Origin of the sequence: Agarivorans aestuarii (assembly GCF_019670125.1) — a bacterium.
In the GTDB taxonomy this organism is placed as follows: domain Bacteria; phylum Pseudomonadota; class Gammaproteobacteria; order Enterobacterales; family Celerinatantimonadaceae; genus Agarivorans; species Agarivorans aestuarii.
On record NZ_AP023033.1, the window covers coordinates 3,575,144 to 3,598,127 of the forward strand.

Annotated in this window: 27 protein-coding genes; 18 read left to right on the forward strand and 9 right to left on the reverse strand. The window is 45.8% G+C overall.

The features are described from left to right. Window positions 1–3: 3 nt before the first annotated feature. Together K5609_RS16655 and K5609_RS16660 are read right to left on the reverse strand one after the other, a co-directional pair. On the reverse strand, window positions 4–1,122 hold the full coding sequence (locus K5609_RS16655) for a PilT/PilU family type 4a pilus ATPase (RefSeq protein WP_221074615.1): 1,119 nt from the start codon (window positions 1,120–1,122) through the stop codon (window positions 4–6). 8 nt (window positions 1,123–1,130) lie between these two features. Then, window positions 1,131–2,165, reverse strand: a complete 1,035-nt coding sequence (locus K5609_RS16660) for a type IV pilus twitching motility protein PilT (protein ID WP_221074616.1) — start codon at window positions 2,163–2,165, stop codon at window positions 1,131–1,133. Window positions 2,166–2,190: 25 nt separating this feature from the next. Here K5609_RS16660 and K5609_RS16665 point away from each other — a divergent pair, with 25 nt between their 5' ends. The 7 genes from K5609_RS16665 (at window position 2,191) to hemW (ending at window position 7,355) form a co-directional block, all read left to right on the forward strand. Beyond that, on the forward strand, window positions 2,191–2,889 hold the full coding sequence (locus K5609_RS16665; RefSeq protein ID WP_221074617.1) for a YggS family pyridoxal phosphate-dependent enzyme: 699 nt from the start codon (window positions 2,191–2,193) through the stop codon (window positions 2,887–2,889). 187 nt (window positions 2,890–3,076) lie between these two features. After that, complete coding sequence (gene proC / locus K5609_RS16670; RefSeq protein WP_221074618.1) at window positions 3,077–3,898, forward strand: pyrroline-5-carboxylate reductase; 822 nt, start codon at window positions 3,077–3,079, stop codon at window positions 3,896–3,898. A 17-nt stretch (window positions 3,899–3,915) separates the two neighbouring features. Continuing rightward, window positions 3,916–4,461: a YggT family protein gene (locus tag K5609_RS16675; protein WP_221074619.1), complete on the forward strand. Its 546-nt coding sequence runs from the start codon at window positions 3,916–3,918 to the stop codon at window positions 4,459–4,461. Beyond that, complete coding sequence (gene yggU / locus K5609_RS16680) at window positions 4,462–4,752, forward strand: DUF167 family protein YggU (protein WP_016401375.1); 291 nt, start codon at window positions 4,462–4,464, stop codon at window positions 4,750–4,752. Between the two features lie 58 nt (window positions 4,753–4,810). Next, on the forward strand, window positions 4,811–5,245 hold the full coding sequence (locus tag K5609_RS16685; protein WP_221074620.1) for a DUF4426 domain-containing protein: 435 nt from the start codon (window positions 4,811–4,813) through the stop codon (window positions 5,243–5,245). Window positions 5,246–5,607: 362 nt separating this feature from the next. Further along, window positions 5,608–6,207 (forward strand): RdgB/HAM1 family non-canonical purine NTP pyrophosphatase, encoded by a 600-nt coding sequence (rdgB, locus tag K5609_RS16690; protein WP_221074621.1) that lies wholly within the window; start codon window positions 5,608–5,610, stop codon window positions 6,205–6,207. Continuing rightward, window positions 6,201–7,355 (forward strand): radical SAM family heme chaperone HemW, encoded by a 1,155-nt coding sequence (hemW, locus tag K5609_RS16695; RefSeq protein ID WP_221074622.1) that lies wholly within the window; start codon window positions 6,201–6,203, stop codon window positions 7,353–7,355. Before rdgB ends, hemW begins: the two co-directional genes overlap by 7 nt. Before the next feature lie 8 nt (window positions 7,356–7,363). Here the strand turns inward: hemW and trmB are convergent, their stop codons facing one another. Beyond that, window positions 7,364–8,098 carry a tRNA (guanosine(46)-N7)-methyltransferase TrmB gene (trmB, locus tag K5609_RS16700; protein WP_221074623.1) on the reverse strand — a complete coding sequence of 245 codons (735 nt, stop codon included), beginning with the start codon at window positions 8,096–8,098 and terminating at the stop codon, window positions 7,364–7,366. Between the two features lie 144 nt (window positions 8,099–8,242). Beyond that, the gene (locus K5609_RS16705; protein WP_221074624.1) at window positions 8,243–8,551 is read right to left on the reverse strand and encodes a DUF1272 domain-containing protein; all 309 of its coding nucleotides are present in this window, start codon (window positions 8,549–8,551) and stop codon (window positions 8,243–8,245) included. Between the two features lie 78 nt (window positions 8,552–8,629). Here K5609_RS16705 and K5609_RS16710 point away from each other — a divergent pair, with 78 nt between their 5' ends. The 6 genes from K5609_RS16710 to K5609_RS16735 all read left to right on the forward strand — a co-directional run bounded on the left by K5609_RS16710 (window position 8,630) and on the right by K5609_RS16735 (window position 12,583). After that, window positions 8,630–9,163, forward strand: a complete 534-nt coding sequence (locus K5609_RS16710) for a type II secretion system protein (protein ID WP_221074625.1) — start codon at window positions 8,630–8,632, stop codon at window positions 9,161–9,163. A gap of 50 nt (window positions 9,164–9,213) precedes the next feature. Continuing rightward, entirely contained in the window at window positions 9,214–9,705 is a 492-nt protein-coding gene (locus tag K5609_RS16715) for a cupin domain-containing protein (RefSeq protein WP_221074626.1), read from the forward strand. A gap of 11 nt (window positions 9,706–9,716) precedes the next feature. After that, window positions 9,717–10,646 carry a Gfo/Idh/MocA family oxidoreductase gene (locus K5609_RS16720; RefSeq protein ID WP_221074627.1) on the forward strand — a complete coding sequence of 310 codons (930 nt, stop codon included), beginning with the start codon at window positions 9,717–9,719 and terminating at the stop codon, window positions 10,644–10,646. Window positions 10,647–10,728: 82 nt separating this feature from the next. Beyond that, window positions 10,729–11,196 carry an Lrp/AsnC family transcriptional regulator gene (locus K5609_RS16725; RefSeq protein ID WP_016401384.1) on the forward strand — a complete coding sequence of 156 codons (468 nt, stop codon included), beginning with the start codon at window positions 10,729–10,731 and terminating at the stop codon, window positions 11,194–11,196. 9 nt (window positions 11,197–11,205) lie between these two features. Beyond that, entirely contained in the window at window positions 11,206–12,264 is a 1,059-nt protein-coding gene (gene mutY, locus K5609_RS16730) for an A/G-specific adenine glycosylase (protein ID WP_221074628.1), read from the forward strand. Window positions 12,265–12,310: 46 nt separating this feature from the next. Further along, window positions 12,311–12,583, forward strand: coding sequence for an oxidative damage protection protein (locus tag K5609_RS16735; protein WP_016401386.1), 273 nt, complete (start codon window positions 12,311–12,313; stop codon window positions 12,581–12,583). A gap of 64 nt (window positions 12,584–12,647) precedes the next feature. Here the strand turns inward: K5609_RS16735 and K5609_RS16740 are convergent, their stop codons facing one another. Next, the gene (locus K5609_RS16740) at window positions 12,648–13,259 is read right to left on the reverse strand and encodes a DUF4115 domain-containing protein (protein WP_221074629.1); all 612 of its coding nucleotides are present in this window, start codon (window positions 13,257–13,259) and stop codon (window positions 12,648–12,650) included. A 135-nt stretch (window positions 13,260–13,394) separates the two neighbouring features. Between K5609_RS16740 and K5609_RS16745 the strand changes: the two genes are divergently transcribed. Both K5609_RS16745 and K5609_RS16750 read left to right on the forward strand, forming a co-directional pair. Next, a complete protein-coding gene (locus K5609_RS16745) occupies window positions 13,395–14,276 on the forward strand; it encodes an AEC family transporter (protein ID WP_221074630.1) in 882 nt (293 codons plus the stop codon). Window positions 14,277–14,396: 120 nt separating this feature from the next. Continuing rightward, window positions 14,397–16,346, forward strand: a complete 1,950-nt coding sequence (locus tag K5609_RS16750) for a methyl-accepting chemotaxis protein (protein WP_221074631.1) — start codon at window positions 14,397–14,399, stop codon at window positions 16,344–16,346. 56 nt (window positions 16,347–16,402) lie between these two features. Here K5609_RS16750 and K5609_RS16755 read toward each other — a convergent pair whose 3' ends face one another. After that, window positions 16,403–18,772, reverse strand: a complete 2,370-nt coding sequence (locus K5609_RS16755; RefSeq protein WP_221074632.1) for a fatty acid cis/trans isomerase — start codon at window positions 18,770–18,772, stop codon at window positions 16,403–16,405. 342 nt (window positions 18,773–19,114) lie between these two features. Between K5609_RS16755 and K5609_RS16760 the strand changes: the two genes are divergently transcribed. Then, window positions 19,115–19,318: a DUF2061 domain-containing protein gene (locus K5609_RS16760; RefSeq protein WP_016401391.1), complete on the forward strand. Its 204-nt coding sequence runs from the start codon at window positions 19,115–19,117 to the stop codon at window positions 19,316–19,318. Continuing rightward, window positions 19,312–19,509 (forward strand): DUF4250 domain-containing protein, encoded by a 198-nt coding sequence (locus K5609_RS16765; RefSeq protein WP_016401392.1) that lies wholly within the window; start codon window positions 19,312–19,314, stop codon window positions 19,507–19,509. Before K5609_RS16760 ends, K5609_RS16765 begins: the two co-directional genes overlap by 7 nt. An 85-nt stretch (window positions 19,510–19,594) precedes the next feature. On the opposite strand, the gene K5609_RS16770 is transcribed toward K5609_RS16765, so the two are convergent. Next, window positions 19,595–20,269 (reverse strand): YciC family protein, encoded by a 675-nt coding sequence (locus tag K5609_RS16770; RefSeq protein ID WP_221074633.1) that lies wholly within the window; start codon window positions 20,267–20,269, stop codon window positions 19,595–19,597. Between the two features lie 40 nt (window positions 20,270–20,309). After that, window positions 20,310–21,023 (reverse strand): HAD family hydrolase, encoded by a 714-nt coding sequence (locus tag K5609_RS16775; protein ID WP_221074634.1) that lies wholly within the window; start codon window positions 21,021–21,023, stop codon window positions 20,310–20,312. 155 nt (window positions 21,024–21,178) lie between these two features. Between K5609_RS16775 and K5609_RS16780 the strand changes: the two genes are divergently transcribed. After that, a complete protein-coding gene (locus K5609_RS16780) occupies window positions 21,179–21,415 on the forward strand; it encodes a DUF2375 family protein (protein WP_221074635.1) in 237 nt (78 codons plus the stop codon). Here K5609_RS16780 and K5609_RS16785 read toward each other — a convergent pair. Continuing rightward, window positions 21,412–22,881 (reverse strand): MATE family efflux transporter, encoded by a 1,470-nt coding sequence (locus tag K5609_RS16785; RefSeq protein ID WP_221074636.1) that lies wholly within the window; start codon window positions 22,879–22,881, stop codon window positions 21,412–21,414. The genes K5609_RS16780 and K5609_RS16785 overlap by 4 nt on opposite strands. Window positions 22,882–22,984: the final 103 nt, after the last annotated feature.

A 22,984-nucleotide genomic window follows, 5' to 3' on the forward strand; every position in this document is an offset into this window, starting at 1 on the left:
GAGTTAAAAATCGACGGTAACACCGTCTAACATTCCGCTGTCTAAATTATTCGATTTCTCGGTGCCATGCAATTTAATCATCAAACGAAGATCGTTAGGCGAATCAGCATGGGCAATCGCTTCGGTATAACCAATTACGCCGCTCTCATACAATTCAAACAAGCTTTGGTCGAAGGTTAACATGCCCTGCTCACGCGATTTACTCATTAACTCTTTCAGCTTGTGCATATCGCCTTTACGAATCAAATCGGCAGCTAATGGCGTATTAAGTAAAATTTCAAATACCCCGCGGCGGCCATTGCCATCTTTGGTAGGCACTAACTGCTGAGCCACAATCGCCCGTAGGTTGAATGATAAATCAAAACACAACTGACGATGGCGCTCTTCTGGCACTAAGTGCATGATTCGGTCGAGGGCTTGGTTCGCGTTGTTAGCGTGCAAGGTAGCCATACATAAGTGACCGGTTTCAGAGAATTGCAAAGCAAACTCCATGGTCTCTCGGGTACGGATCTCACCAATCAAAATCACATCGGGCGCTTGGCGCAAGGAGTTCTTCAAGGCTTCATCAAACGACGGCGTATCAATGCCCACTTCACGCTGGTTAACAATACAGCCAGCATGTTTATGCATAAATTCCACCGGGTCTTCAATGGTAAGAATATGCCCACTAGAATTGTGATTACGGTAATCAATCATACTGGCCTGAGTGGTTGACTTACCCGCACCAGTAGCACCAACAAACAGAATCAAACCACGTTTTGACATGCCCACTTCTTTGAGAATTTGCGGCAATTGCAGCTGCTCAAAACTAGGAATATCTGTCTCAATGCGACGAATCACCATGCTTGGCTGTTCGCGCTGAAAAAAGGCACTCACACGATAACGGCCCAAGCCTTGGCGAGCGATAGCAAAGTTTGCCTCACGGCCAGATACAAAGGCTTCTAACTGAGCCTCTGTGCGAATAGCGGCCAGCATATCCATTACGTGTTCTGGCATCAGCTTTTGCTCTGTTAGCGGCATTAAACGGCCACTCACTTTAGCACTAGGCGGCACCCCAACTGATAGATATAAATCGGATGCTTTACGCTCCGACATATCGCTTAATAGCTCATCGAGTAACATAAACCCTCCTAGAAGTTATTCGGATCTGCAGCTTTAAGTTTAGCGTCTTCATACGACACCATGCCTTGGTTCACCAACTCTTTTAAGTTTTGATCCAAGGTCTGCATGCCGTGCGCCATCCCGGTTTGAATAACCGAGTACATTTGCGCCACTTTGTCTTCACGAATCAAGTTACGAATAGCTGGAATACCGGTCATGATTTCGTGAGCAGCCACTCGTCCACCGCCCAGTTTTTTAAGTAGAGTTTGAGCAATTACCGCACGCAGCGATTCCGACAACATGGAGCGTACCATGTCTTTTTCAGCTGCTGGGAATACGTCAATCACACGGTCAATGGTTTTAGCTGCTGAGGTGGTGTGCAAGGTGCCAAATACTAAGTGACCCGTTTCGGCTGCGGTGAGTGCTAAACGAATGGTTTCTAAGTCACGTAATTCACCAACTAGAATAATATCCGGGTCTTCACGAAGCGCTGAACGTAGCGCATTGTTAAAGCTGTGGGTATCGCGGTGCACTTCACGTTGGTTAATCAAACAGTTTTTGTTTTTGTGAACAAATTCTATCGGATCTTCAATGGTAAGGATGTGCTCATGACGCTGCTCATTAATGTAGTCGATCATCGCCGCCAATGTGGTTGATTTACCAGAACCGGTAGGGCCAGTTACTAGCACTAAACCACGTGGGTGTTCGGCGATTTGCCGAAAAATAGCCGGTGCACCTAGTTGCTCTAAACTCAATACTTCTGAAGGAATGGTACGAAATACCGCTGCAGCGCCGCGGCTCTGTTGAAAGGCATTCACACGAAAGCGCGCTACACCGGGCACCTCAAACGAGAAGTCAATCTCTAGGTTTTCTTCGTACTCTTTACGTTGCTTATCGTTCATAATGTCGTAGATCAGGCTATGAACTTGTTTGTGCTCTAGTGCCGGTAGGTTAATTTTACGTACTTCGCCGTCTACCCGAATCATCGGTGGCAATTCTGCAGATAGGTGTAGATCCGACGCGTTATGTTTTACACTAAAGGCCAGTAATTCAGTAACATCCATTTAATTATTTCCTCAATGTGAGTCTATGAGCAGTATTACCCAAGCACTTCAATTTGTTAACCAAGAAATTCAGCAAGCGTTAGCTAAAGCACATCGCCCCGCAGATGCTGTTGATTTGTTGGCCGTTAGTAAAACCAAACCTTTGAGTGATATTGCAACAGCCTATCAAGCTGGCCAGCGCAGCTTTGGTGAAAACTATGTGCAAGAGGGCGTAGACAAAATACTCGAAAGCCAACAGCAAAGCTGGTTAAAAGATCCCATAGAGTGGCACTTTATTGGCCCCTTGCAGTCCAACAAAACTCGCCTCGTGGCGGAGTACTTTGATTGGATGCAAACCCTTGAGCGGGCAAAAATAGCCGATCGCTTAGCGGCGCAGCGCCCCAGCAACATGGCACCCTTGCAAGTGTGTATTCAAGTCAATATTAGCCAAGAACCGGCTAAATCAGGAGCATTGTTGGAAGATGTCCTTGCATTGGCTGCACACATTGCGAAACAGCCAGCCTTAACCTTGCGCGGTTTAATGGCCATTCCGCAAAAACTTGAGCAAGGCCAAGAGCTGGCGGCTCAATTTGCCGCCATGCAACAAAAATTTAGCGAATTACAGCAACAATATTCTAGCGTTGATACTCTTTCCATGGGAATGAGTGGCGACATGCAAATGGCAATCAATAACGGCAGTACCATGGTTAGGGTGGGCAGCGCGATATTTGGCCAACGAAACTAATACCAATCACACTAAGTAAGTGATCAGAAATAGCGCAGGAAAAATACTCGAGAATAAGGCAGGATTTTTCGATAAGTAGTTATTCTACAATCAAAAATGCTAACGCAATTATCGAGTATTTTAACCAGCTAGAATGAACAGTGACTTAGTACGATTGGTATAAGAACAATAATAAGGAAAATTGAACATGACAGCTCGAATTGCGTTTATTGGCGGTGGTAACATGGCCAGCAGTTTGATTGGCGGCTTACTCGCTAATGGCGCAAACCCAAGCAACATTACCGCGAGTGATCCTAATACTGAGCAGCAGCAAAATCTTAAGCAGCAGTTTTCGGTAAATGTAACTGGCGATAACAATCAAGCCATTGCCCAAAGCGATGTGATTGTATTGGCGGTAAAACCGCAACTTATGGCAGTGGTTTGCCAAGCCATTGCCGAAGCAGGCATTGACTTAAGCAGTAAACTGTTTGTCTCTATTGCTGCAGGTGTCAGCGTTAAACGCTTGAAAGGTTTGCTGGGTGAGCAGGTTGCCATTGTGCGCACCATGCCTAATACTCCTGCATTGGTTGGCCGTGGTATGACAGGTTTATTTGCTCCAGCAGATGTAAGCGAAGAGCAAATTGCTTGCGCTGAGCAGCTAATGCAAGCAGTAGGTGAGACCTGCTGGGTGGCAAACGAAGATGATATCAACCATATCATCGCAGCTGCAGGCAGTGCCCCCGCTTACTTTTTCCTGTTTATGGAAGCTATGCAGCAGCAAGCAGAGCAACTAGGCTTTAGCCCTGAACAAGCTAGAAGCTTAGTTCAGCAATCAGCCTTAGGCAGTGCCGAATTAGTTGCAGCTAACCCAGACCTTGATTTAGCGACACTTCGGGCCAATGTTACTTCTAAGGGAGGCACGACTGCCGAGGCGATTCGTGTTTTTGAAGAACAAGGCTTACGTAAAGTAGTCGCCAATGCCATGGACGCCGCCGTTGAACGCGGACGCGAAATGGAAAGTTTGTTTTAAATTATTCTGAGGACCTTATGCAAGCGCTTAGTTACTTGATTGAAGTTGTATTCAACCTCTACTTGATGGTGGTTTTACTGCGTGTGTGGCTACAAATGGCGCGCGCCGATTTTTACAACCCGCTTAGCCAGTTTGTGGTTAAAGCAACCAACCCAATTGTCGTTCCGCTACGCCGGATTATCCCAGGATTTGCTGGAGTAGATTGGGCAGCGGTGTTCTTGGCATTAGTCATATCCTTTGCCAAATGGGCTATTTTAATGCAGCTACGTGGCGGTTTTGATTTAACTGCGGTAGCGATTCTGGCCTTGTTTAGCACACTAAAAGAAGCAGGAATGTTGTTGTTCTGGGTATTGTTACTGCGCGCTATCCTAAGCTGGGTAAGCCAAGGCCGCAGCCCAATAGAGTATGTGTTAGGCCAATTAACTGAACCGCTACTTTCACCGATCCGCCGAATCCTTCCTTCCATGGGAGGATTGGATTTATCTGTATTGGTGCTATTTATTGCGCTTAACTTTCTTAATTTGTTAATCGCTGGTTGGGTGCCATTCTGGAGCTCTTTGTAATTGCCTAAGCCCGTTAGCTTTGATGACGTAAACCTGCTGTTGCAGGTTTACGTGCAACCTAAGGCGAGCCGCGACGCGATTATTGGCTTGCACGGTGAAGAGCTTAAAATCGCCATTACTGCTCCACCGGTTGATGGAAAAGCCAATCAGCACTTGAGCAAGTTTTTAGCGAAACAATGTAAGGTGGCCAAATCCCAAATCTCTATCCTTCGCGGAGAACTTGGTCGCCACAAAACCATTAGCATTGCTCAGCCAAAACAAATCCCTGAGATAATCGCTGGTTTGCTGTAACTTTTATCACGCAGAATCTTTCTATACTTAAACCATGCATGTAAAAAAGGTCGCCCTCATGAGTAAGTTTTTCTTGGTCAACTTGATCGCCAGCATAATGCTATTTTCTCTACCCAGTCAGGCGGAACAAAAAGCTCAACTGGGTAACTATGAAGTGCACTATGTGGCTTTTAACTCCACCTTTATTCCAGCAGAAGTCGCCAAAATTTACGGTTTGCAGCGTAGCCGATATAACGGCCTGATTAACATTACCGTGCTCGACAGCAAATCGGCTAACAAGGCTCCAGTTGCAGTAAACATATCAGGAACAGCGCGTAACTTAATTGGGAATCAAAAAAACCTAGAGTTTAAAGAGATTCGCGAAGGCGAGTCGATTTACTACATTGCCGAATTACGTCACAGCAACGAAGAGACCTTTCGTTTCAAGCTCACTATTGATGATGGCAAAAGCCAACAGCTGCTAGAGTTTCAACAGAAGTTCTACGTAGATTAGGGGCTGTTAATCTTTGCTGATGGTTTTTACAGCAATTGATTAGCCATTTAAGCAAGGCAGTGAGTGTGAAGTTAAGTGGGCTTAATAATCGTTCGCTAACGCTGCGTAAATGGCTAAGAAATGCTGCCCGAAGGGTTCAGATAAGCGAACTTTACTCTTTGTTGAACACTTCTCGCTTAGCCCGCTAGGCTTCTAAGTGCTCGCCGCGATTAAAGCCCGCTTATCTCGAATAAAATTTCAACACCAAAGATCAACAACCCCTAAACAATCTAAAATACCCAGCCTTAGCTGTTAGTTAAGGCTGTTTCAGCACAGCCCCTTCGATTAAACTACACCAGCCTCTTGTTACTCTAGGACTCAGTATGCAAAAAGTTGTACTTGCCACCGGCAACCCCGGCAAAGTGGCCGAGCTTTCGGAATTACTTAAACCACTAAACAAGCAAATTATTGCCCAAAGTGAATTTGCCATAGAAGACGCCGCCGAAACCGGCACCACCTTTGTGGAAAATGCCATTATTAAAGCCCGCCACGCGGCTAAGATTACTGGGCTCGCTGCCATTGCTGACGATTCAGGTTTAGCCGTAGACTACTTAAACGGTGCCCCCGGTTTATACTCGTCTCGCTACGCTGGCGAAGATGCAAATGACCATGACAACGTGCTTAAACTGTTAGACGCAATGAAGCAGGTGCCGCCAGCCCAGCGCGGCGCAGAGTTTCACTGCGTATTGGTTTACTTGCGCCATGCCGATGACCCAGCGCCGCTAATTTGCCACGGTAAATGGCGCGGTAGCATTACCGAAGAAATTAATGGTGCTGGCGGCTTTGGCTATGACCCGGTATTTTGGGTAGAACAACATCAGGCAACGTCTGCTCAAATCAGCAAGGCAGAAAAAAACGCCCTTAGCCATCGCGGTATTGCGTTACGCCAGTTGTTAGCGCAAATGGAAGCGCAAGCATGCTAAGGCTTAGCCCAGCACTTAGCCTTTACGTTCACGTGCCTTGGTGCGTACAAAAGTGCCCCTATTGCGATTTTAACTCTCATGGTCTCAAGCAAGACTTACCTGAAGCCGACTACATACAAGCCCTGCTGGCCGATTTAGATGCCGACTTAGCCCGCTTCCCTGCCTTACATGGCCGAGCCTTGCACAGTATTTTTATTGGCGGAGGCACCCCTAGCCTGCTATCTTCCCAAGCTATCAGCGATTTATTGCAAGGCATCAAACAGCGCTTGGTATTAGGCCCTGAGACCGAAGTGACCATGGAAGCCAACCCCGGTACCGCCGAGGCAGAGCGCTTCGCTGGTTATTTTCAAGCAGGGGTAAACCGCTTATCCATTGGCGTACAAAGCTTTCAAGCTGAGCACCTCACCAAGCTTGGCCGCATTCACAGCGGTGACGAGGCCATCAAAGCCTTTGAGTTTGCCCAGCAAGCCGGTTTTAAGCGCATCAACCTTGATTTAATGCACGGCTTGCCAAATCAAAGCCTCGAGCAAGCAATGAGCGACTTACAACAAGCTTTTGCCCTTGGCCCAAGCCATTTATCTTGGTATCAACTAACGATTGAAGCCAATACCGCCTTTGCTTCTCGCCCTCCCAAACTGCCTAACGAGGATCTGTTATGGGATATTTATGAGCAAGGCCACCAGCTACTGCAACAAGCAGGCTTTGAGCAATATGAAGTCTCGGCCTACTGTAAAAATGGCGACCGCTCACAACACAATCTTAATTATTGGCGTTTTGGCGACTACTTAGGCATTGGCTGTGGCGCGCACGGCAAAATAAGCGACCTAACTCAACAAGCCATCATACGAACAGAAAAAGTTAAACACCCTAAGGGTTATTTAGCACCAGAGCGCGAATTTATGTTTAAGCACTGGGCAGTGGAGCAAGATGATTTAGCCTTTGAGTATTTCTTAAACCGCTTACGTTTGTTTGAAGATATTCCCAAGGCTGAGTTTATTAACTTAAGTGGTTTGCCGCTTAGCAAGCTTGAGTCATCGCTTAAAGAGGCAAGGCAACAAGAACTATTAGATGAGCATGATCAGCATTGGGCGGTAACAAAAAAAGGCCGTTTATTTCTAAACGACCTTCTCAATTGCTTTACTGATTAAGCGGGTAATTAAGACTCGCGAGCGAATATCAAATCCCACACACCGTGGCCTAAACGATGGCCGCGGTTTTCAAATTTAGTTAATGGGCGCCATTCTGGACGCGGCACATAGTCGTTAGTGTCTGAGGTATTGCTATAACCCGGTGCAGCTTGCATGACTTCTAACATGTGCTCGGCGTAGTTTTCCCAGTCTGTCGCCATGTGGAATACACCACCAATCTTCAGCTTCTTGCGCAGCACTTCAACAAACTCAAGTTGCACGATACGGCGTTTGTGGTGACGCGCTTTGTGCCATGGGTCTGGGAAAAATAATTGAACAGTATCTAAACTATTGTCTGGAATACTGTCATTCAATATTTCTACTGCGTCGTGTTCAAATACGCGCAAGTTAGTAATGCCCGCTTCAACAGCATCTGCCATGCAAGCGCCAACGCCGGGGCGATGTACTTCAATACCAATAAAGTTGGTTTCTGGGGCAGCTGTGGCCATCTCTACCAAAGACGCACCCATACCAAAACCAATTTCTAGTACGATTTTTGCCTCGCGACCAAATACCTCTGCCAGTGAGTAGTTGCTGGCTTGGTGGTCTAAGCCCATTTGCGGCCAAAACTCTGTTAATGCCTTTTCTTGGCGTTTAGTTAAACGGCCTTCGCGCTTAACAAAGCTGCGAATTTTACGAAGACGTTTATCTTCAACTTGCTCTTGAGAAGCCTCAGGTGCTTGGTTTTGGTCTTGCTCGCTCATGATATTTCCAGACTAGATATTGCAGGGACATTCTAAATGTAGAACAGGGCTGGCATTATCCAAAGTTCTCGCCGTTGTGCAAGCTTTGCACGCTAAAGCTTGCAATGTTTTGCAGCAAAAATCAGCTCGAAAGGTAAACAGCCCCTATCGTTTATTTGGCGCTAGCGTCCCTACTCGCTCAATTAAACTTTTTTGCTGACTGAGGTTAACCGCTTTAATCACCACTCGCTTACCCGCTGGATAATGGCTCAAGTTATTACCATTCACCCAATCAGCTTCTGGCCTAATAGGCCTAGCACAAAAACCGCCACCGCAATTTGGGCAAACATTAGCTAAAACTGTTTCCACACATTCTTTACAAAAAGTGCACTCAAAGGAACAAATCATCGCGTTGGTTGCATTAGCTGCTAAGGGTGTTTCGCAGTGCTCGCAACAAGGTCTAAGTTCTAACATAGCGCCTCCACTATTAGGTTTCCTATAATAAACAGGTAATGATGTTAAAGCCCAAGCAAAGAGGGTTGATTATTCACAATGTTAGCTATTTCCAAACAAAGCGGTTTTACCCTAATCGAGCTAGTGATGGTTATTGTGATTTTAGCCATATTAGGTGTAGTAGCATTACCGAAGTTCCTCAACTTACGCTTCGATAGTAAAGCTGCCACATTAGAAACTATTGGTGGAGCAATGAGAGAAGGCTTGCATTTGGTCTATAGTGAAGCAGCCTTGCAAAATAAAACCAATGGCAACAGCGAAATAGACTATTTGGGTACTCAACTTCCTGTTTATCAAGGCTATCCCGCGGTAGATGGCAGCGATAGCTTTCAGCAACTGAATACTCAAGTACAAGCATGGCTGGATATAGATTCTGTGGCCTTACCTTCGATCATTGCCAATAATGATGCCGCTCCCTTTTTTGTGGACAAATCGACTGCATTGAATCGAATTTACATCTTCTTTTCTGATGATTTAGCCGATAAAAGTGTATTCTTTGATTGCCATGTTTTATATACCAACCAAGAGAATGGCAACGGCCCTAGCGTTACTGTTAAAACATCAGATTGTTGATCAAGCAACATTAATGGAATGTACTCAGCAAAAACATTTAGGATAATTTAATGACCTCCAAACCAAAATCTCGGCAGTTTAATGACCAAGAGTTTCATGGCGGTGATGCTCCACTCTACGAGGGCCAAGGCTATAGTTTTAAACAAGCACAGCATATGGCTACCGTGGTTTATCAACCTGCCCACCTAAATCCTTCAGCTCCCGCGGGCATGCAAGGCAAAGGACGTTTAGATGGCACTTGGATTTACAGTGAAGAGCCAGACAAAGCCGAAGGCATTTTAGCCAGTGGTATAGAGCTGGTGATGGATTCAAGCCTAGAAGCCAATGGCAGTATCGGTTTGCATCAACATACTCATACCGAAGAGCTTTATTATCTGCTCAGTGGTGAGCTTGTTATTACCGTGGTTGAAGGAGAGGAGCAGCAAACCCAAACCCTTAAAGCTGGCGACTCCCACTGTATTCACCCTGGACAAAGTCACTTTGTGCAAGCAGGCTCTACTGGCGCACGCTTTATTGTGGTTGCCGCCAAAGTTAACAATTAGGACTTCGTAAATTGCTTTTCAACAACACGCCCGCCATTAACAGCGCAGCGATTATTGGCTGCAACTGGGGTTTAGTTCACTTAAGCGCTTTGCAGCAAAACCAAGTAGAGGTTAAAGCCTTACTTGATTTAGACATAAACAAAGCCCAGCACCTTGCAAAGCAACATGGCATTGCTGCAGCTTGCAATAACATCGACCAATTACCGCCGGTAGATTTAGTGATTATTGCCAGCCCCGCAGTTTCGCATTTAACGCTTATCGAGCATTTTAAGCACGCCGCGATCATTTGTGAAAAGCCACTAATGGGCTTAAGTGAAACCCAGCCCTTATCGAGCTGGCCACAAAACATATGGGTGAACTATGCCTTTAATTACTTAGCAAGCGCTCAGCTTATCAATAGCTTGTTGGAGGCCGAACAACCAGTTAAGGCGCACTTAAGCTCACAGGTAAACTTGCCGCTTAACTTTACGTTAGAACAGTGGATTTTAGAGACAGCTAGCCATCCCCTTTCTTGGTTACTCCATAAACTCGGCGAACCAAAGCAGCTCTCTTCTACAAAATGCCAGGGGCAGCATGACAATCAAAGCTTGAGCTTAAAGCTTGCTTGCAAGCAGCATCAGATTGAGGTGGATTTTAGTTTAGGTGGATCTCCCGGCATCTTTCATCAAATACACTTAACTCAAGGCGACAATAACATTGAGTTGCAAGGCGAATATGTACCCGGTCAAGCTTGGCGTTTTACGCCAGTGTTGTTAAATGGTGTAGCACAAAATCAAGGGGAATATCATCCGCAGGATTGTTGGTTACAAGCTAATCATCGATCAACATCTGCCATCATAGAACACCTACGTGGCCACATAAGTAAACAGGAACTACTCGCTGCTGGCGGATTTAGCCCCAATAAAGCGCTTTGGTTAGAACAAAGCCTAACTGGCGAGTAGCCACACAAAGATAGCGGTTGTTTCTCAGGCTTAAGCGCGGGAAAATAGCAGCAACTTTCATTATTTGAGCAAAGTGTGAAAAATGAAACTCGATAGTAAAGACAAGTTAATACTCGATTTGCTGCAACGAGACGTAAGCATCCCGCTCAACGACATCGCCGAACGGGTGGGTTTATCGGCAACCCCTTGCTGGCGTAGAGTGCAAAAACTAGAGCAAGCAGGCTTTATTCGCCACAAGGTCGCCTTACTCGATAGAGCTAAGCTCAATTTAGGGGTAACCGTGTTTGTAAGTGTGCGCACCTCGCAGCACGACCAACAATGGTTAGATCAATTCAAACAAGCCATTCAAGATATTCCAGAGATCATTGAAGCTCACCGCATGAGTGGCAGTATCGACTACTTGTTACAGGTTGTAGTGCCCAGTATCGACGACTACGACAAAGTATATAAGCAACTGATCGAACGCTTAGCCTTTACCGATGTAAGCTCTGCCTTTTCTATGGAAGTCATGAAATCGACCACCTCGCTGCCAACCCACTATTTAAACTAAGCACTTTTAATGACCAACAATCTCGCAAACTTTTCCAGCCGAGTAGTTACTTGGTATCACCAAGCTGGGCGCAAACACCTGCCTTGGCAGCAAGACAAAACACCTTATAAAGTTTGGCTGTCGGAAATCATGCTACAGCAAACTCAAGTGGCTACGGTTATTCCCTACTTTGAACGTTTTATGCAACGTTTCCCTACGGTGAGAGACTTAGCTAAAGCCGATACCGATGAAGTACTGCACCTATGGACCGGCCTCGGTTATTACGCACGAGCGCGTAATTTACACAAAGCAGCTAAAGAGATTGCCGAGCAACATAATGGGCGATTTCCCGAAGATATCGAGCAAGTTATTGCTCTACCGGGCATTGGTCGTTCAACCGCTGGCGCGGTATTGTCTTTATCCTTAGGACAACGCCATGCCATTTTAGATGGCAACGTAAAGCGAGTACTCGCTCGTCACCAAGCGATAGCAGGTTGGCCAGGGAAGAAACCGGTGGAAAACCAACTATGGGAACTGGCCGAAGCCAATACGCCAGAGCAACAAACCACCGAATACAATCAAGCAATGATGGATTTAGGCGCCATGGTCTGCACTCGCAGCAAACCTCGTTGCGAGGTTTGCCCTGTAGCCGAAGACTGCCAAGCGCTTAAGTATCAGCGTCAAGGCGACTTCCCCGGCAAAAAGCCTAAAAAGGTATTGCCTGAAAAACCCACTCAAATGCTGATTTTGCATTGGCAGCAGCAGTTTTTACTCTATCAGCGCCCCATGCAAGGGCTTTGGGGAGGGCTATATTGCTTCCCTGAAATCAGCCCTGAAGACAGCATTAGCGAATGGCTAAACCAGCAGAAAATGAGCGCTGATGCGATTTATGAACTCACGCCGCTGCGCCATACCTTTAGCCACTATCATCTAGACATTCAACCTTCACTGATAGAGCTGAGTGAAGCACCTAACTTACAAGTCATGGCAGACAACCAACAACTTTGGTATAACATGCAACAAGCGCCCAAGGTTGGCTTGGCAGCCGTTACAGAAAAGCTGTTAAAAATAGCGCAACAAGCACTTTAATTTAGCCTTTGCCTCCCTTAGGCAAAGCAAGGAAAAAGGACCTATTATGGCTAGAACCGTATTTTGCCAACGTTTAAAAAAAGAAGCCGAAGGCTTAGATTTTCAACTGATTCCTGGTGATGTGGGCAAGCGTGTTTTTGATAACATCAGCAAAGAAGCCTGGACCGAGTGGCAGAAAAAACAAACCATGTTCATCAACGAGAAAAAACTTAACTTGATGAATCAAGATGACCGCGAGCTATTGCAAGCAGAAATGGTTAAGTATCTGTTTGAAGACGGTGAAGTGGATATTGAAGGTTATACCCCGCCAAGCCAATAAACACTGGGGCTAAACATAAAAAAACAGAGCACAGGCTCTGTTTTTTGCTTTCTATAATCAAAGATTAGCGATTAGGCGGTACTTGAAAATAAGCATTTTCAGTATCTTGGTAAGTGCTTAAATCCACTTCTTTACCTTGATAGCTCAGCGCTATCTGCGACGGGTCACTAACCGTTACCGCAAACGGAGCCTGTCCTTGCCATTGCTGGTAAGTGCCAGCTTCTAAGGTTTGATTAACTAAAGTGCGCTGCTGGCTATCCACAATACGCAACTTAAGCTCACCATTCACCCTCACGCTAATATTGGCAGGGCGATAGTAATGGCGCGGATAGTCATGTGGATACCAGTAGTCCCAAGGATCATCTAACCAATATATCGGTGGTGGTAGCACGATGATAGGTGGCAATATTTCTTCAGGTGGGAGCACTTCTTCTGGCGGCGGAGCTATTGGTAGTTCCACCTCCGGCTGGTCAACTTCGGGTAATACTTCAGCAATAGGCGGCTCAGGCTCTAACTCAGGCAATTGTTCTGGCTCTGGAAAGTCCGGCTCAGGCTCAGGGAAATCTGGCTCAGGAAAATCCATATCCATGTCAAACTCATCTTCGGCAATGGCCGCCGTTGGCATTTGGCCAGCTATAACGAGTAAGATCATAGCAAGGTAGAGCTGTTTCAACATAAGCGCCTCAAGCTTTGGTGTATGCACTATTAGCCTAGCCATTCAAACCAGTAAAAGCCATTACCACCTTTTGCTAGCTAGCCTCTTTGAGCCTTTCTGGTAAGCTTAATTCTCATTCGATGAAGGACTGACACTGTGGCTTGGCAAATCTTAAGTATTGTTGCACCGCTAATTATTATTGTTGTTTTAGGCCTCATTTATGGCCGCAAACATCGTCCCGATATTAGCGCGGCAAATCGAATGAATATGGAGATATTCTGCCCAGCCTTAATCTTCTCGGTGCTGGCAAATACCCAATTAGAGCTGGCTGATTATAGCGAGCTGCTACTGGCCTCCATTTGGGTAGTGCTGGGCTCGGGCTTGGTATTACTGCCGCTAATTAAGCCCTTAGGCCTGAAAGCACGAACCTTCTTGCCACCGATGATGTTCAACAACGCTGGTAACTTAGGGCTACCGCTGATTATTTTAGCCTTTGGCGAAGCCGCCATGCCCATCGCGGTCATTCTGTTTGTGGTTGAAATGGTCTTACACTTTTCGGTAGGGCTATATTTTATTGATACCAAAGCAAAGCTGCTTTCCACTTTGCGTATTCCGGTGATTGTTGCTGCCATTGCCGGCATAGTTTGGGGTGCCTTAGATCTCTCGCTACCCAAAGTCATTGCCACGCCAATAGAAATGCTCGGACAAATATCAGTTCCGCTAATGCTGTTTACCCTAGGAGTAAGATTAATCGATGTAGATTTAAAAGATTGGCGCATCGGTATGATTGGCGCTATCGCTTGCCCTCTTAGCGGCCTATTATGTGCTTTCATCGCCATTGCAACTTTGCCGCTCAATAGCTTGCAACAATCTTGCTTAATTTTGTTTGCGGCTTTACCGCCCGCCGTACTCAACTTTATTATTGCCGAACAGTATCAAATTGAACCGCAACGGGTAGCCTCCATTGTAATGCTGGGCAACATTGCCAGTTTAGTGTTTATCCCGTTAGCCTTATTGTGGGTATTACCTACAAGTTAACTGCAAGTTAAGCTGCGTTATTTTCCCCGCATTTGTCGCTAAGTTATTCAAGGCAAATTAGAATTCCTGTCTAAGTCCACTATATTTATCTTAATACACGCTCGCATAGTGGACTTAAAAATGAAAATAAGAACAAAGTTTTTGCTGTTGTTACTCGCAGGAGTGGTTATTCCTGTATTGGTGATTTCCATCATCACAGTTTGGAGCGTGCGTAATAGCGCTGAACTCAACTTTGAACAAAGAAGCACTGCAGAGCTCGGGCACATTGATACCACCTTTTCCATTTACCTTAACGGCCTAGCCGAAGATGCCAAATTCCTCGCCACCTCTAAAGTCATCCGACAATTGGATCACAGTGTAAGCACCTATATGGGCAAGCCCAGCACCATGATGACACCAGATAAAATTGGCGGTGTCGAGCAAGATGCCTTTCATTTTATGCGTGAATTTGGAGAAGCGCGGCCTGACTTGGCCTATGTATACTTGGCGATGGATCATGGCGGCTACATTCAATGGCCCTTAGGTAAAAACTCCGCAGACTATGATCCGCGAGTACGCCCTTGGTATCCCCTATCGATAAATTCAAGCACTCCCGTGCGTATTCCCGCCTACCAAGATTTAGTCACTAAAACCCCGCTAGTGGATTATATGGTTCGCTTTGAAGGAGCTAAGGGGGCATTTGGTACCATTGGCGTTGATGTCACATTAAATAAACTCACAGACTTAATTAAAAAAGTGAAGTTTGGTGAACAGGGCTACATCATCATGATTGAAGACAGCAATACGATTTTGGCTGACCCATCAAATGAAGAAAACCTGTTTAAAGCAATTGGCGACGTGGCAAGCTATCAGGCAATTCAAAGCGCATCACCCGGCTTACACACCATAGAAAAAGACGGTGAAACGTGGTTAGCCAATGTGTATTTATCTCCTGATCTTAACTGGCGCTTTATTGGCTTTATGCCTGCCAGCGAAGTTTACCAACAAGCCAACTCGCTAATAACGCTGATAATAGGCGTTGCTATTTTAATGATGGTGGTGTTTATCGCGATTGGCTTTACCTTGATGAACGTCATCACCAAACCGATGATTACCATCACCGAAGGCCTAGAGGGCATCGCATCTGGTGAAGGCGACTTAACCCAGCGTTTAGATATCCAATCTAACGATGAATCGGGGCAAATGGCCAATGCCTTCAACCGCTTTGTTGAATCGATTAACTCACTGGTTGCCAGCATTAAAGGCAATAGTGAACAAGTAGATAACTCCGCGGCGCAAGCCAGTGAGCTGTCCAGCACCATGAAACAAATTGCAGAGGGGCAGTTGGCCGCTGTAGAACAAGTTTCAACGGCATTCCATGAAATGGTAGCCACCTCTAATGAAGTGGCGTCAAACTGTAGCCAAGCGGCTTCTAGCGCCGACGATAGCCAGCAACAGGTAGAAGAAGGTCATCAACTTATTCAAGATACGGTGCGCGCCGTTAGCCAACTAGAAACCACCTTGAATGAGTCCAATCAAGCCATGGATGAACTGTCGCAAGAATCAGCGAACATCACTGTAATCTTAGATACCATTCGCGGCATCGCTGAACAAACTAACTTGTTGGCCTTAAATGCCGCCATTGAAGCCGCCCGAGCAGGTGAGCAAGGCAGAGGATTTGCAGTAGTTGCAGACGAAGTGAGAACCCTGGCTGGCCGCACTGCTGAATCAACTGAAGAAATCGACAAACTATTGAGCAACTTGCGCCAACAAACTTCCAATGTAGCCACTAAGCTCTCTAGCAGTATTGAACACTCAACCACCTCGGTAACCGCCACTAACCAAACCAGCACAGTGTTTGAGGCTATATTGCAATCGGTACTTACCATTCGAGACATGGCCACGCAAATTGCAGCTTCAGCAGAAGAGCAGCACTTGGTAGCAGAAGAAATCAATCGCAACATCACCGATATTCATGACGGTTCTAGTCAAGCAAACGAGGTATCTCAACAACTAGAACAAAGCGCAACTGCTCTTAACTCTCTAGCGGGAAGCTTACAAGAAATGGTATCGCGATTTAAAACAAACTAACAAAACGGAAAATTTAAAAGCCCAAGCACTTTGCTTGGGCTTTTTGTTAGATAAATCTAGCGGTTCTCTAAGCGACTGTAATCCAACACGCCCGATTCCAAAGGCTCTGCTTGAAGATAAGCTTGATGGAGGCGATCGCTAAATGGCCAGAAGTCATTATTGGTTCTGCGAATACCATAGCGCTTCATGAATGCCTGATAACCCTGCTCGTTGTGCACTTGCACTAAGCTTTGTTGTAGCTGCTTTAACTCGGATTTTTCTACCTGCCAAAATGCACCAGGATATGCGCCAACTAAGCCAGGCAAAACAGATATGGTGTCTTGATCTGGCAAACGGTTATTCTTTTCCAAGAACAAGCTAGAAATATTGGTATGAGCGTTATGCCTCAATAGCGTGTAATACTCAGGCTCAGCTTGCTCTACATCGTCAACCTGAATAAACACCACTTGCGGTAACAGCTTAATGGCCCCACCTCGCCAAGCGCCAACTTGAATCGCAAAATCGCTCACTTCTCGTGAATATTGCGGCCAGCTAATTTGATGTTTTTGGCTTAATACAGGCGCCAATTTCTCACCAATCATGTCAAACAACTGCTGTTTGTATGGTCCGTCTCCGCTATATTCCACTGCACTTTTGAAGAAAGCCTCTTGTGGGCGAGACTCAACAAACTCGATAATATTTTTGTCTGCACCGACATACCAGCTACGCAGTTCATCATAACGCATTTCAGCAGGCAAGAATGAGGCAAAGCTGCCCTCACCTTCCATACGTAAAAAGTCCATGTATAAACGGGTTACTAATTGATGGCCCAAGTTTCCGTAAGGGTCGAACCCAGCAACTAATAAGTAATGAATTCGCTCAAACAAGGAGTAATCAATAACCCAAGCGGTTTTTGGCTGCCTGCCTACGGTGCCTTTTACAACGCTGGCACTGTCAAAGTGGCGGAAGATAGTAAGTGCGGCATTTTGGTTTACCCCGTCACCATCCCATAGTAAATCTAAATTGAGTATCGAGCTGTCTTTACTCAGCCATTGATTCACATGGGCGATACTGGCATCCATAAATTTGCGGTGACGCTTAGAGTAATTAAGCCACGCACTAATTGGCAGAACATTACTTTGCTCTACCGATGGCATTCTTAAGTGGTCGCTCTGTTCAACTAAGAACTCTGCTTGCTCTTGTTCATAGCGATTATCGGGGTTGGCGAAATATACCCAGAAGTGGTCTTGAATAACATTTAAAGCTACCTGCCCGCGACAAACAGGCCCTTTCATAAAGCCCATAATAAAGGTTTCGGCATCATCCAACATAAAGCGATAACGACCGTTCACAGTAAGATCCTGAAAAGCCACAAAAGGATTACCCGCCACTCTAGGCTCGTAACTCGGTAAGCTGTCTACGTTAGTATCGTCACCTAAAAACCACTCGGTCCAGCGCTGCTGGCGAGCCTTGTCTAAACGATAAGGAATATGAGTTTTCACCACAACGGTTTCGCGCTCTGGAGCCAAGCGGTAATACACGCGGCTTACATCTGGGTCATCGTAAGGGCGACGGGTTGCTATTTCATCAATGGGATTGCCCGGCGCAGTGCGCGAGCGTACTAGCTTGAAAAAGGCTGGGCGAGTATTCGGATCCTCATCAAAATACAGATGAGTAATAAACAAATGCTCGTAAATATAACGCGCCATTAGTTGCTGTTTGAGCGAGTCGCCGTTTAAAAAGGCCTCCCAATAGGCAACTTGCTCACCAAGCTGATTATGCGCACTTAAATCATCGGCCATTGGGGCGCCGCTGGCTAGCCAAGCAGTCAATGTATCGAACTCAACATCGCTAATAGCAGGTAAGCCATAAGGCATGCCCCACTCCGGATGAGAAGCTTGTACTTTAGCGTAGCCTTCAATGCCCACACATTGCTGAGCTCTATCTAAGGCAAAATCGAATGCCTCGGGATCTAAAATCTCATTGCCCGGGTCAACATAATCGCGCTTTTGCTTTAGCGCTTGATACATTACCCCCGCCTCTAGGTTTGCCTCTTCGCTTTGAATCCGCTCATTTAGAACCGGATTAAAACCTTTTTGTCGCCACATTTGTGTCGATTTTGCATCGGTATATAAACGAGTGGTAGGTGCGGCGGTAAGGCGGCTAGCGCTATAAACTCGGTCGGTGCTTATCCCACGGTCAATGCCCGCTGCTGAGGTTAGCTTAAGTTGGCAGGGTGCATCGTAACAGGCGTGACACATCACGCAGCGCTGGTCCAAAATTGGCTTAACGTCTGCCAAGAACTCAGCCGCAGGAGGATGATTCTCAGAGTATATTCGCGTTTGTACCGACGCTTCACCAAAGCGCTGATCAAACTGATTTACCATCACGCTGGAACAGCCTACAACAAACAGCAGCCCCCAAAAAATCCCAATACGTCGAAACATAACTCTTCCCTGATACAGCCTTATTACTAGGCTCTTAATAATAGCCTAAGTATATAACAACTAAGCCACTTAGCGCGCTTCATGATTAAGCATAAGATAAAACTAAATAAAAAATATCACGGCAATTATAAGCTGCCATTGCGCGAAAAAAAGCGCTCTCCCGCTCTACATTTCAAGCACTGTTCTTAGCAAAGGCAGCCCAAATAACAGCTATATGAGGCTCCAAAACAAACAGCTTTTCTCAAGATTTTGTAGGTTTGCATAAATAAAACACAAAAAATCACTTGCAAAGTAAATGATAATGATTATCATTTAGATATAAAAATAAACGAGGACAACACTATGATTAAAACATTAACTTTTGCCAGCATGCATTTCACTATCGCTTTTTTGGTCACTTGGTTATTAACTGGTGACATGATGATTGGCGGTTTGGTCGCCATAGTAGAGCCAGCAGTAAACAGTGTGGCTTACTTCTTTCACGAAAAAGCATGGACCAAATGGGGTTTCAACCGCCCTCAACCAGCCAAGGAGTATGCATGTTAGACCAACAACGTGTTCAACAAATGGATATCAATATTTTGGTAAGCATTGTAAACATGCAAATTAGAAATGAGTTCTCTAGCTTTACTGAACTATGCAGGTTTTACGAGCTAAATCAGAGCCAATTGAGCCAACGCTTAGCGTCAGCAGGTTATCAATTGCAAGCTAAGCAACAACAGTTTACCGCGGCCTAATCACCTACCCCGCTCTGCTCAACAAAGCGGATGGCTAGTTTACATAAGCACTTAAAAAGAATAAGCAGCTTGGTAAATAGCTAAACTACTCTGCACTGGCATTCATCGCACTATAAGCGCGATAAGCAAATACCAGAAAGAATGCCTCGAGAACCTGCCCAAATACTCGATTGGCAAACACCCAAACTGCGGCTGCCTGGTTGTCTAATAGCCAATGATGCAAAGCCCAAACCGGTATCATAGTTATACCCGCTACCGCTATCACTCCGGCTAGCAATGGCCACTTATACGCTTCTGTTTGATTCCAGCTTTCGCTAATAGCTTTAAGCGGACTACTTTTGTTGAGTACACAGTGTAAATCGGCCACTAGTAAGCGGCTGGCTATAACAATGCCCGGCAATACAAAGAAACTTAAGCCCAGCATAACTAAAGCAAAACAGATCGCCACCACGGTAAATAACAAAGGCCAAATACTTAAGGAAGCCTGAAAGCAACGCGTAATCGACCAAGGCTGTTGCTTAAACTGCGCCCGCATATACAAAATGATCGCGCCCTGATAAATCGGCTGCATTAATAGGCCGATGATCACAAACATCCAATAATTGGCGGTAGAGGGCTCACTAGGATTCTGAACGTATTGACTTTGCAGTGCAGCAAAAGGAACAGCAAAGGGCAAAACCATTAATGCTAATTGGGTAAAATGCTGACGATAAAAACGTAAGCTATCGGCCAACCAGTCCCATAAACCAACTATTGCCATACTGCTTCCTACACTCCTTTAGAACCACCAGCCAACAAGTTTATGCTAACCAGGTACATTGATGTAATTGATTTAACGAGGCTATTTTCCAGTTTACCTCATCCATTGGCTGATGTTCCGGCTCACTGCTAGCGTCTCGTTGTAACCACACGCTGCCCATCCCTGCAGCATTAGCACCTTGTGCGTCATTCACTAGGTTGTCACCCACATAACAGCATTGCTCAACGCTTAGCTTGGCCAATTTTGCAGCTTGCTGAAAAATGCTTGGTTTAGGTTTAGCTGCACCTGCTGCTTCTGCAGTGAGAACAAATTCGAAGTAGTCTAAGAGGCCAGCAGCCCGCACTTTTCGCTGTTGCATGTCTTCTGGTCCATTGGATACCAAGGCCAAGCGCCAGCCCTGCTGTTTGAGCTGATTTAAACACGCCAAGGTATCGCCATACAAAATCGTTGCAGCAATATACTGCTGCATAAAGTATTCAAAGGCTTGCTCTGCTTCCTCATCACTTAAGCTCTTGTCTTGCAAGGCTTCTCGCGCCCGCGCTTGACGCATTTCGGCAGCGCTAAGCTTGCCCTGCAAAAAAGCCGGATAATGAAGTTTTAAGGCGCGTTTCCAATGGTTTAATGCATCATTAATTTGCTGTGGCTGGTATTTAGAGAACAAGGCTTTAGCTGCAGTTTCGGTAGCGACGCCGTCATCCACTAAGGTATCGTCTAAATCAAACATCAGCATCTTGGCTTGAATTGGCTTAATCATCGGTATTCCTTTTATTTTCAGCCAGATTAGCGGTAGGAAATAAGAAGTCAACGATTGTTTACAGCAAGTTCTACTGCCTTAATCACAAAGCTTAGTGATCTAAGTGACCAGTGCTAACGTTATATTGAGACGTAACACAATTGGAAGGACTCGTAATGAAAACTCAATCAGTTGACCTACATGATGTTACCGTTCTTTTTTATCCAACGGAAAACCCTTATCACTTGCAATCAATGCTGCTTAAAGACCAAGTGGTTAACAACCAAGGCAGGGTAGTAATTGCCAGTAAACACAAGCAAGGGAAAATTATTGTTGCGGTAATCGCAGGCCAAGTGGAGTTGCTTAACCTGCTGGGCGATAGGTTTAACGTAAATCCGCTTTCAGTAGCTTAGGGCTTGGCCGCTGCGGTATCGTTGGTAGAAGCCGCCTCATCTAGCTCGGCTTCTGCACACATATAAGCTCGACTAGAACAAAAAGGTGTGAGCGGTACACTGGGTTCTAGTGGCTGCTCTTGCTCTGCTATATGAAGTTGATGCTTATTAGTGACTCTAGCCACAATGTAGTAAGCCATGCGCAGTGCCAATAACCCAAACACAACCGTTCCCAATGCTTGCCCCCCCAATACACCTAAAGGACCAAACCACTGCCCACCTAAATAAACAAACGGGATAGTCCCTAAGGTCGCTTTACCAAAATTAAGCATGGTAGAGGTGCTTGGGTAACCAAGATTATTAAAGGCAGCATTGGCCACAAACATCGCCCCATTAAAGACAAAGCTAAAACTTATCCAAGTACAGAAGAAGCCAATCACCGTAGCGGCCTCTGCGCCTACTCCAAAGACATCTGCAATCAAGTCTTGGCCAAACAGTAAGATCAGCGACACCGTCACCACAAAGCCACCATTAAACCAAAGGGCTTTGGTTAAGGCTTCACGCACTCGAGCATAATTGTTTGCTCCAAAGTTTTGGCCAACAATTGGACCAATTGCGCCGGATAACGAGAAAATCATACCAAAAGCGACGGGCATAATTCGCCCAACCACCGCCCAACCGGCCACATAAGCATCACCAAACACCGCGATAGCTGCTGTTACATAGGCATTGCCTAAAGGCGTTGCAACATTGGTCATCATCGCGGGAGCAGCCACTTTTAAAATGGCGCGTAAATCTTGCAACCACTTGCTCCACTTAAATCCAGCAAACAGTTGATGTTTGTAAACTACCCCAGACAAAGCAACACCGGCTACCACAAAACGCGCAATTACCGAGGCAATCGCGGCGCCAGGCAAACCAAGGCCCAAGGCAAAAATGAATATTGGGTCGAGCACTGCGTTAACGCCGCCACCTGCCAAGGTAGACCACATCGCCCGCTTAGCATCTCCCACCGAGCGCAGCGCTGCACCACCGCTCATGGCCAAGCCAAGAACAGGCAGAGAGGGCAGTAAAATTCTTAAGTATTCAACGGCAAGTTCATGGGTTCTGGCCTTCGCTCCGATCAAGCTCAATAGTTCTGGGGCAAAGTACCAAGCCAAAGCAGCAAAAGCGGCGCTGATTAAAAAGCCGGTAAACAAAATATTGGTGACTAACTGCTTAGCGCGTGCTTTGTCTTGCTGGCCAATGGCTTTAGAAACCAAAGCGGTCATGGCAATAGACAAGCCGATAGAAATTGAAGTGGTAAAAAATGCGATGGTTCCGGCATAGCCCACCGCAGCTGCAAGCTCGGCTTCACCCAATAAGCTAATAAAAAACAGATCTGCCAAATCAACCAAAAATAAAGCAGTTAAGCCAATGGCGTTAGTAGAGGACATCACTACAATATGGCGAAAAATATCACCAGAAACGAACTTTGCCTTTGGCATAGAAATTCTCAAAACAACAAGATAATTTCTAGTGTAGGCGCTAATCAAAACGAAGTCATTGGAGAAATAGCCCCTTAATTTAAGGGGCTACTTTTGTCTGCTC

Bases quoted from the DNA above. Each gene is read 5' to 3' on its own strand.
- K5609_RS16785 (WP_221074636.1), bottom strand. From the start codon at position 22,881: ATGCCAAAGGCAAAGTTCGTTTCTGGTGATATTTTTCGCCATATTGTA.
- K5609_RS16710 (WP_221074625.1), top strand. From the start codon at position 8,630: ATGTTAGCTATTTCCAAACAAAGCGGTTTTACCCTAATCGAGCTAGTG.
- K5609_RS16660 (WP_221074616.1), bottom strand. From the start codon at position 2,165: ATGGATGTTACTGAATTACTGGCCTTTAGTGTAAAACATAACGCGTCG.
- K5609_RS16760 (WP_016401391.1), top strand. From the start codon at position 19,115: ATGATTAAAACATTAACTTTTGCCAGCATGCATTTCACTATCGCTTTT.
- K5609_RS16780 (WP_221074635.1), top strand. From the start codon at position 21,179: ATGAAAACTCAATCAGTTGACCTACATGATGTTACCGTTCTTTTTTAT.
- K5609_RS16675 (WP_221074619.1), top strand. From the start codon at position 3,916: ATGCAAGCGCTTAGTTACTTGATTGAAGTTGTATTCAACCTCTACTTG.
- K5609_RS16740 (WP_221074629.1), bottom strand. From the start codon at position 13,259: ATGTTGAAACAGCTCTACCTTGCTATGATCTTACTCGTTATAGCTGGC.
- K5609_RS16665 (WP_221074617.1), top strand. From the start codon at position 2,191: ATGAGCAGTATTACCCAAGCACTTCAATTTGTTAACCAAGAAATTCAG.
- rdgB (WP_221074621.1), top strand. From the start codon at position 5,608: ATGCAAAAAGTTGTACTTGCCACCGGCAACCCCGGCAAAGTGGCCGAG.
- K5609_RS16750 (WP_221074631.1), top strand. From the start codon at position 14,397: ATGAAAATAAGAACAAAGTTTTTGCTGTTGTTACTCGCAGGAGTGGTT.
- proC (WP_221074618.1), top strand. From the start codon at position 3,077: ATGACAGCTCGAATTGCGTTTATTGGCGGTGGTAACATGGCCAGCAGT.
- K5609_RS16770 (WP_221074633.1), bottom strand. From the start codon at position 20,269: ATGGCAATAGTTGGTTTATGGGACTGGTTGGCCGATAGCTTACGTTTT.
- K5609_RS16655 (WP_221074615.1), bottom strand. From the start codon at position 1,122: ATGTTACTCGATGAGCTATTAAGCGATATGTCGGAGCGTAAAGCATCC.
- K5609_RS16775 (WP_221074634.1), bottom strand. From the start codon at position 21,023: ATGATTAAGCCAATTCAAGCCAAGATGCTGATGTTTGATTTAGACGAT.
- K5609_RS16765 (WP_016401392.1), top strand. From the start codon at position 19,312: ATGTTAGACCAACAACGTGTTCAACAAATGGATATCAATATTTTGGTA.
- K5609_RS16715 (WP_221074626.1), top strand. From the start codon at position 9,214: ATGACCTCCAAACCAAAATCTCGGCAGTTTAATGACCAAGAGTTTCAT.
- K5609_RS16685 (WP_221074620.1), top strand. From the start codon at position 4,811: ATGAGTAAGTTTTTCTTGGTCAACTTGATCGCCAGCATAATGCTATTT.
- mutY (WP_221074628.1), top strand. From the start codon at position 11,206: ATGACCAACAATCTCGCAAACTTTTCCAGCCGAGTAGTTACTTGGTAT.
- hemW (WP_221074622.1), top strand. From the start codon at position 6,201: ATGCTAAGGCTTAGCCCAGCACTTAGCCTTTACGTTCACGTGCCTTGG.
- K5609_RS16725 (WP_016401384.1), top strand. From the start codon at position 10,729: ATGAAACTCGATAGTAAAGACAAGTTAATACTCGATTTGCTGCAACGA.
- trmB (WP_221074623.1), bottom strand. From the start codon at position 8,098: ATGAGCGAGCAAGACCAAAACCAAGCACCTGAGGCTTCTCAAGAGCAA.
- K5609_RS16705 (WP_221074624.1), bottom strand. From the start codon at position 8,551: ATGTTAGAACTTAGACCTTGTTGCGAGCACTGCGAAACACCCTTAGCA.
- K5609_RS16735 (WP_016401386.1), top strand. From the start codon at position 12,311: ATGGCTAGAACCGTATTTTGCCAACGTTTAAAAAAAGAAGCCGAAGGC.
- K5609_RS16755 (WP_221074632.1), bottom strand. From the start codon at position 18,772: ATGTTTCGACGTATTGGGATTTTTTGGGGGCTGCTGTTTGTTGTAGGC.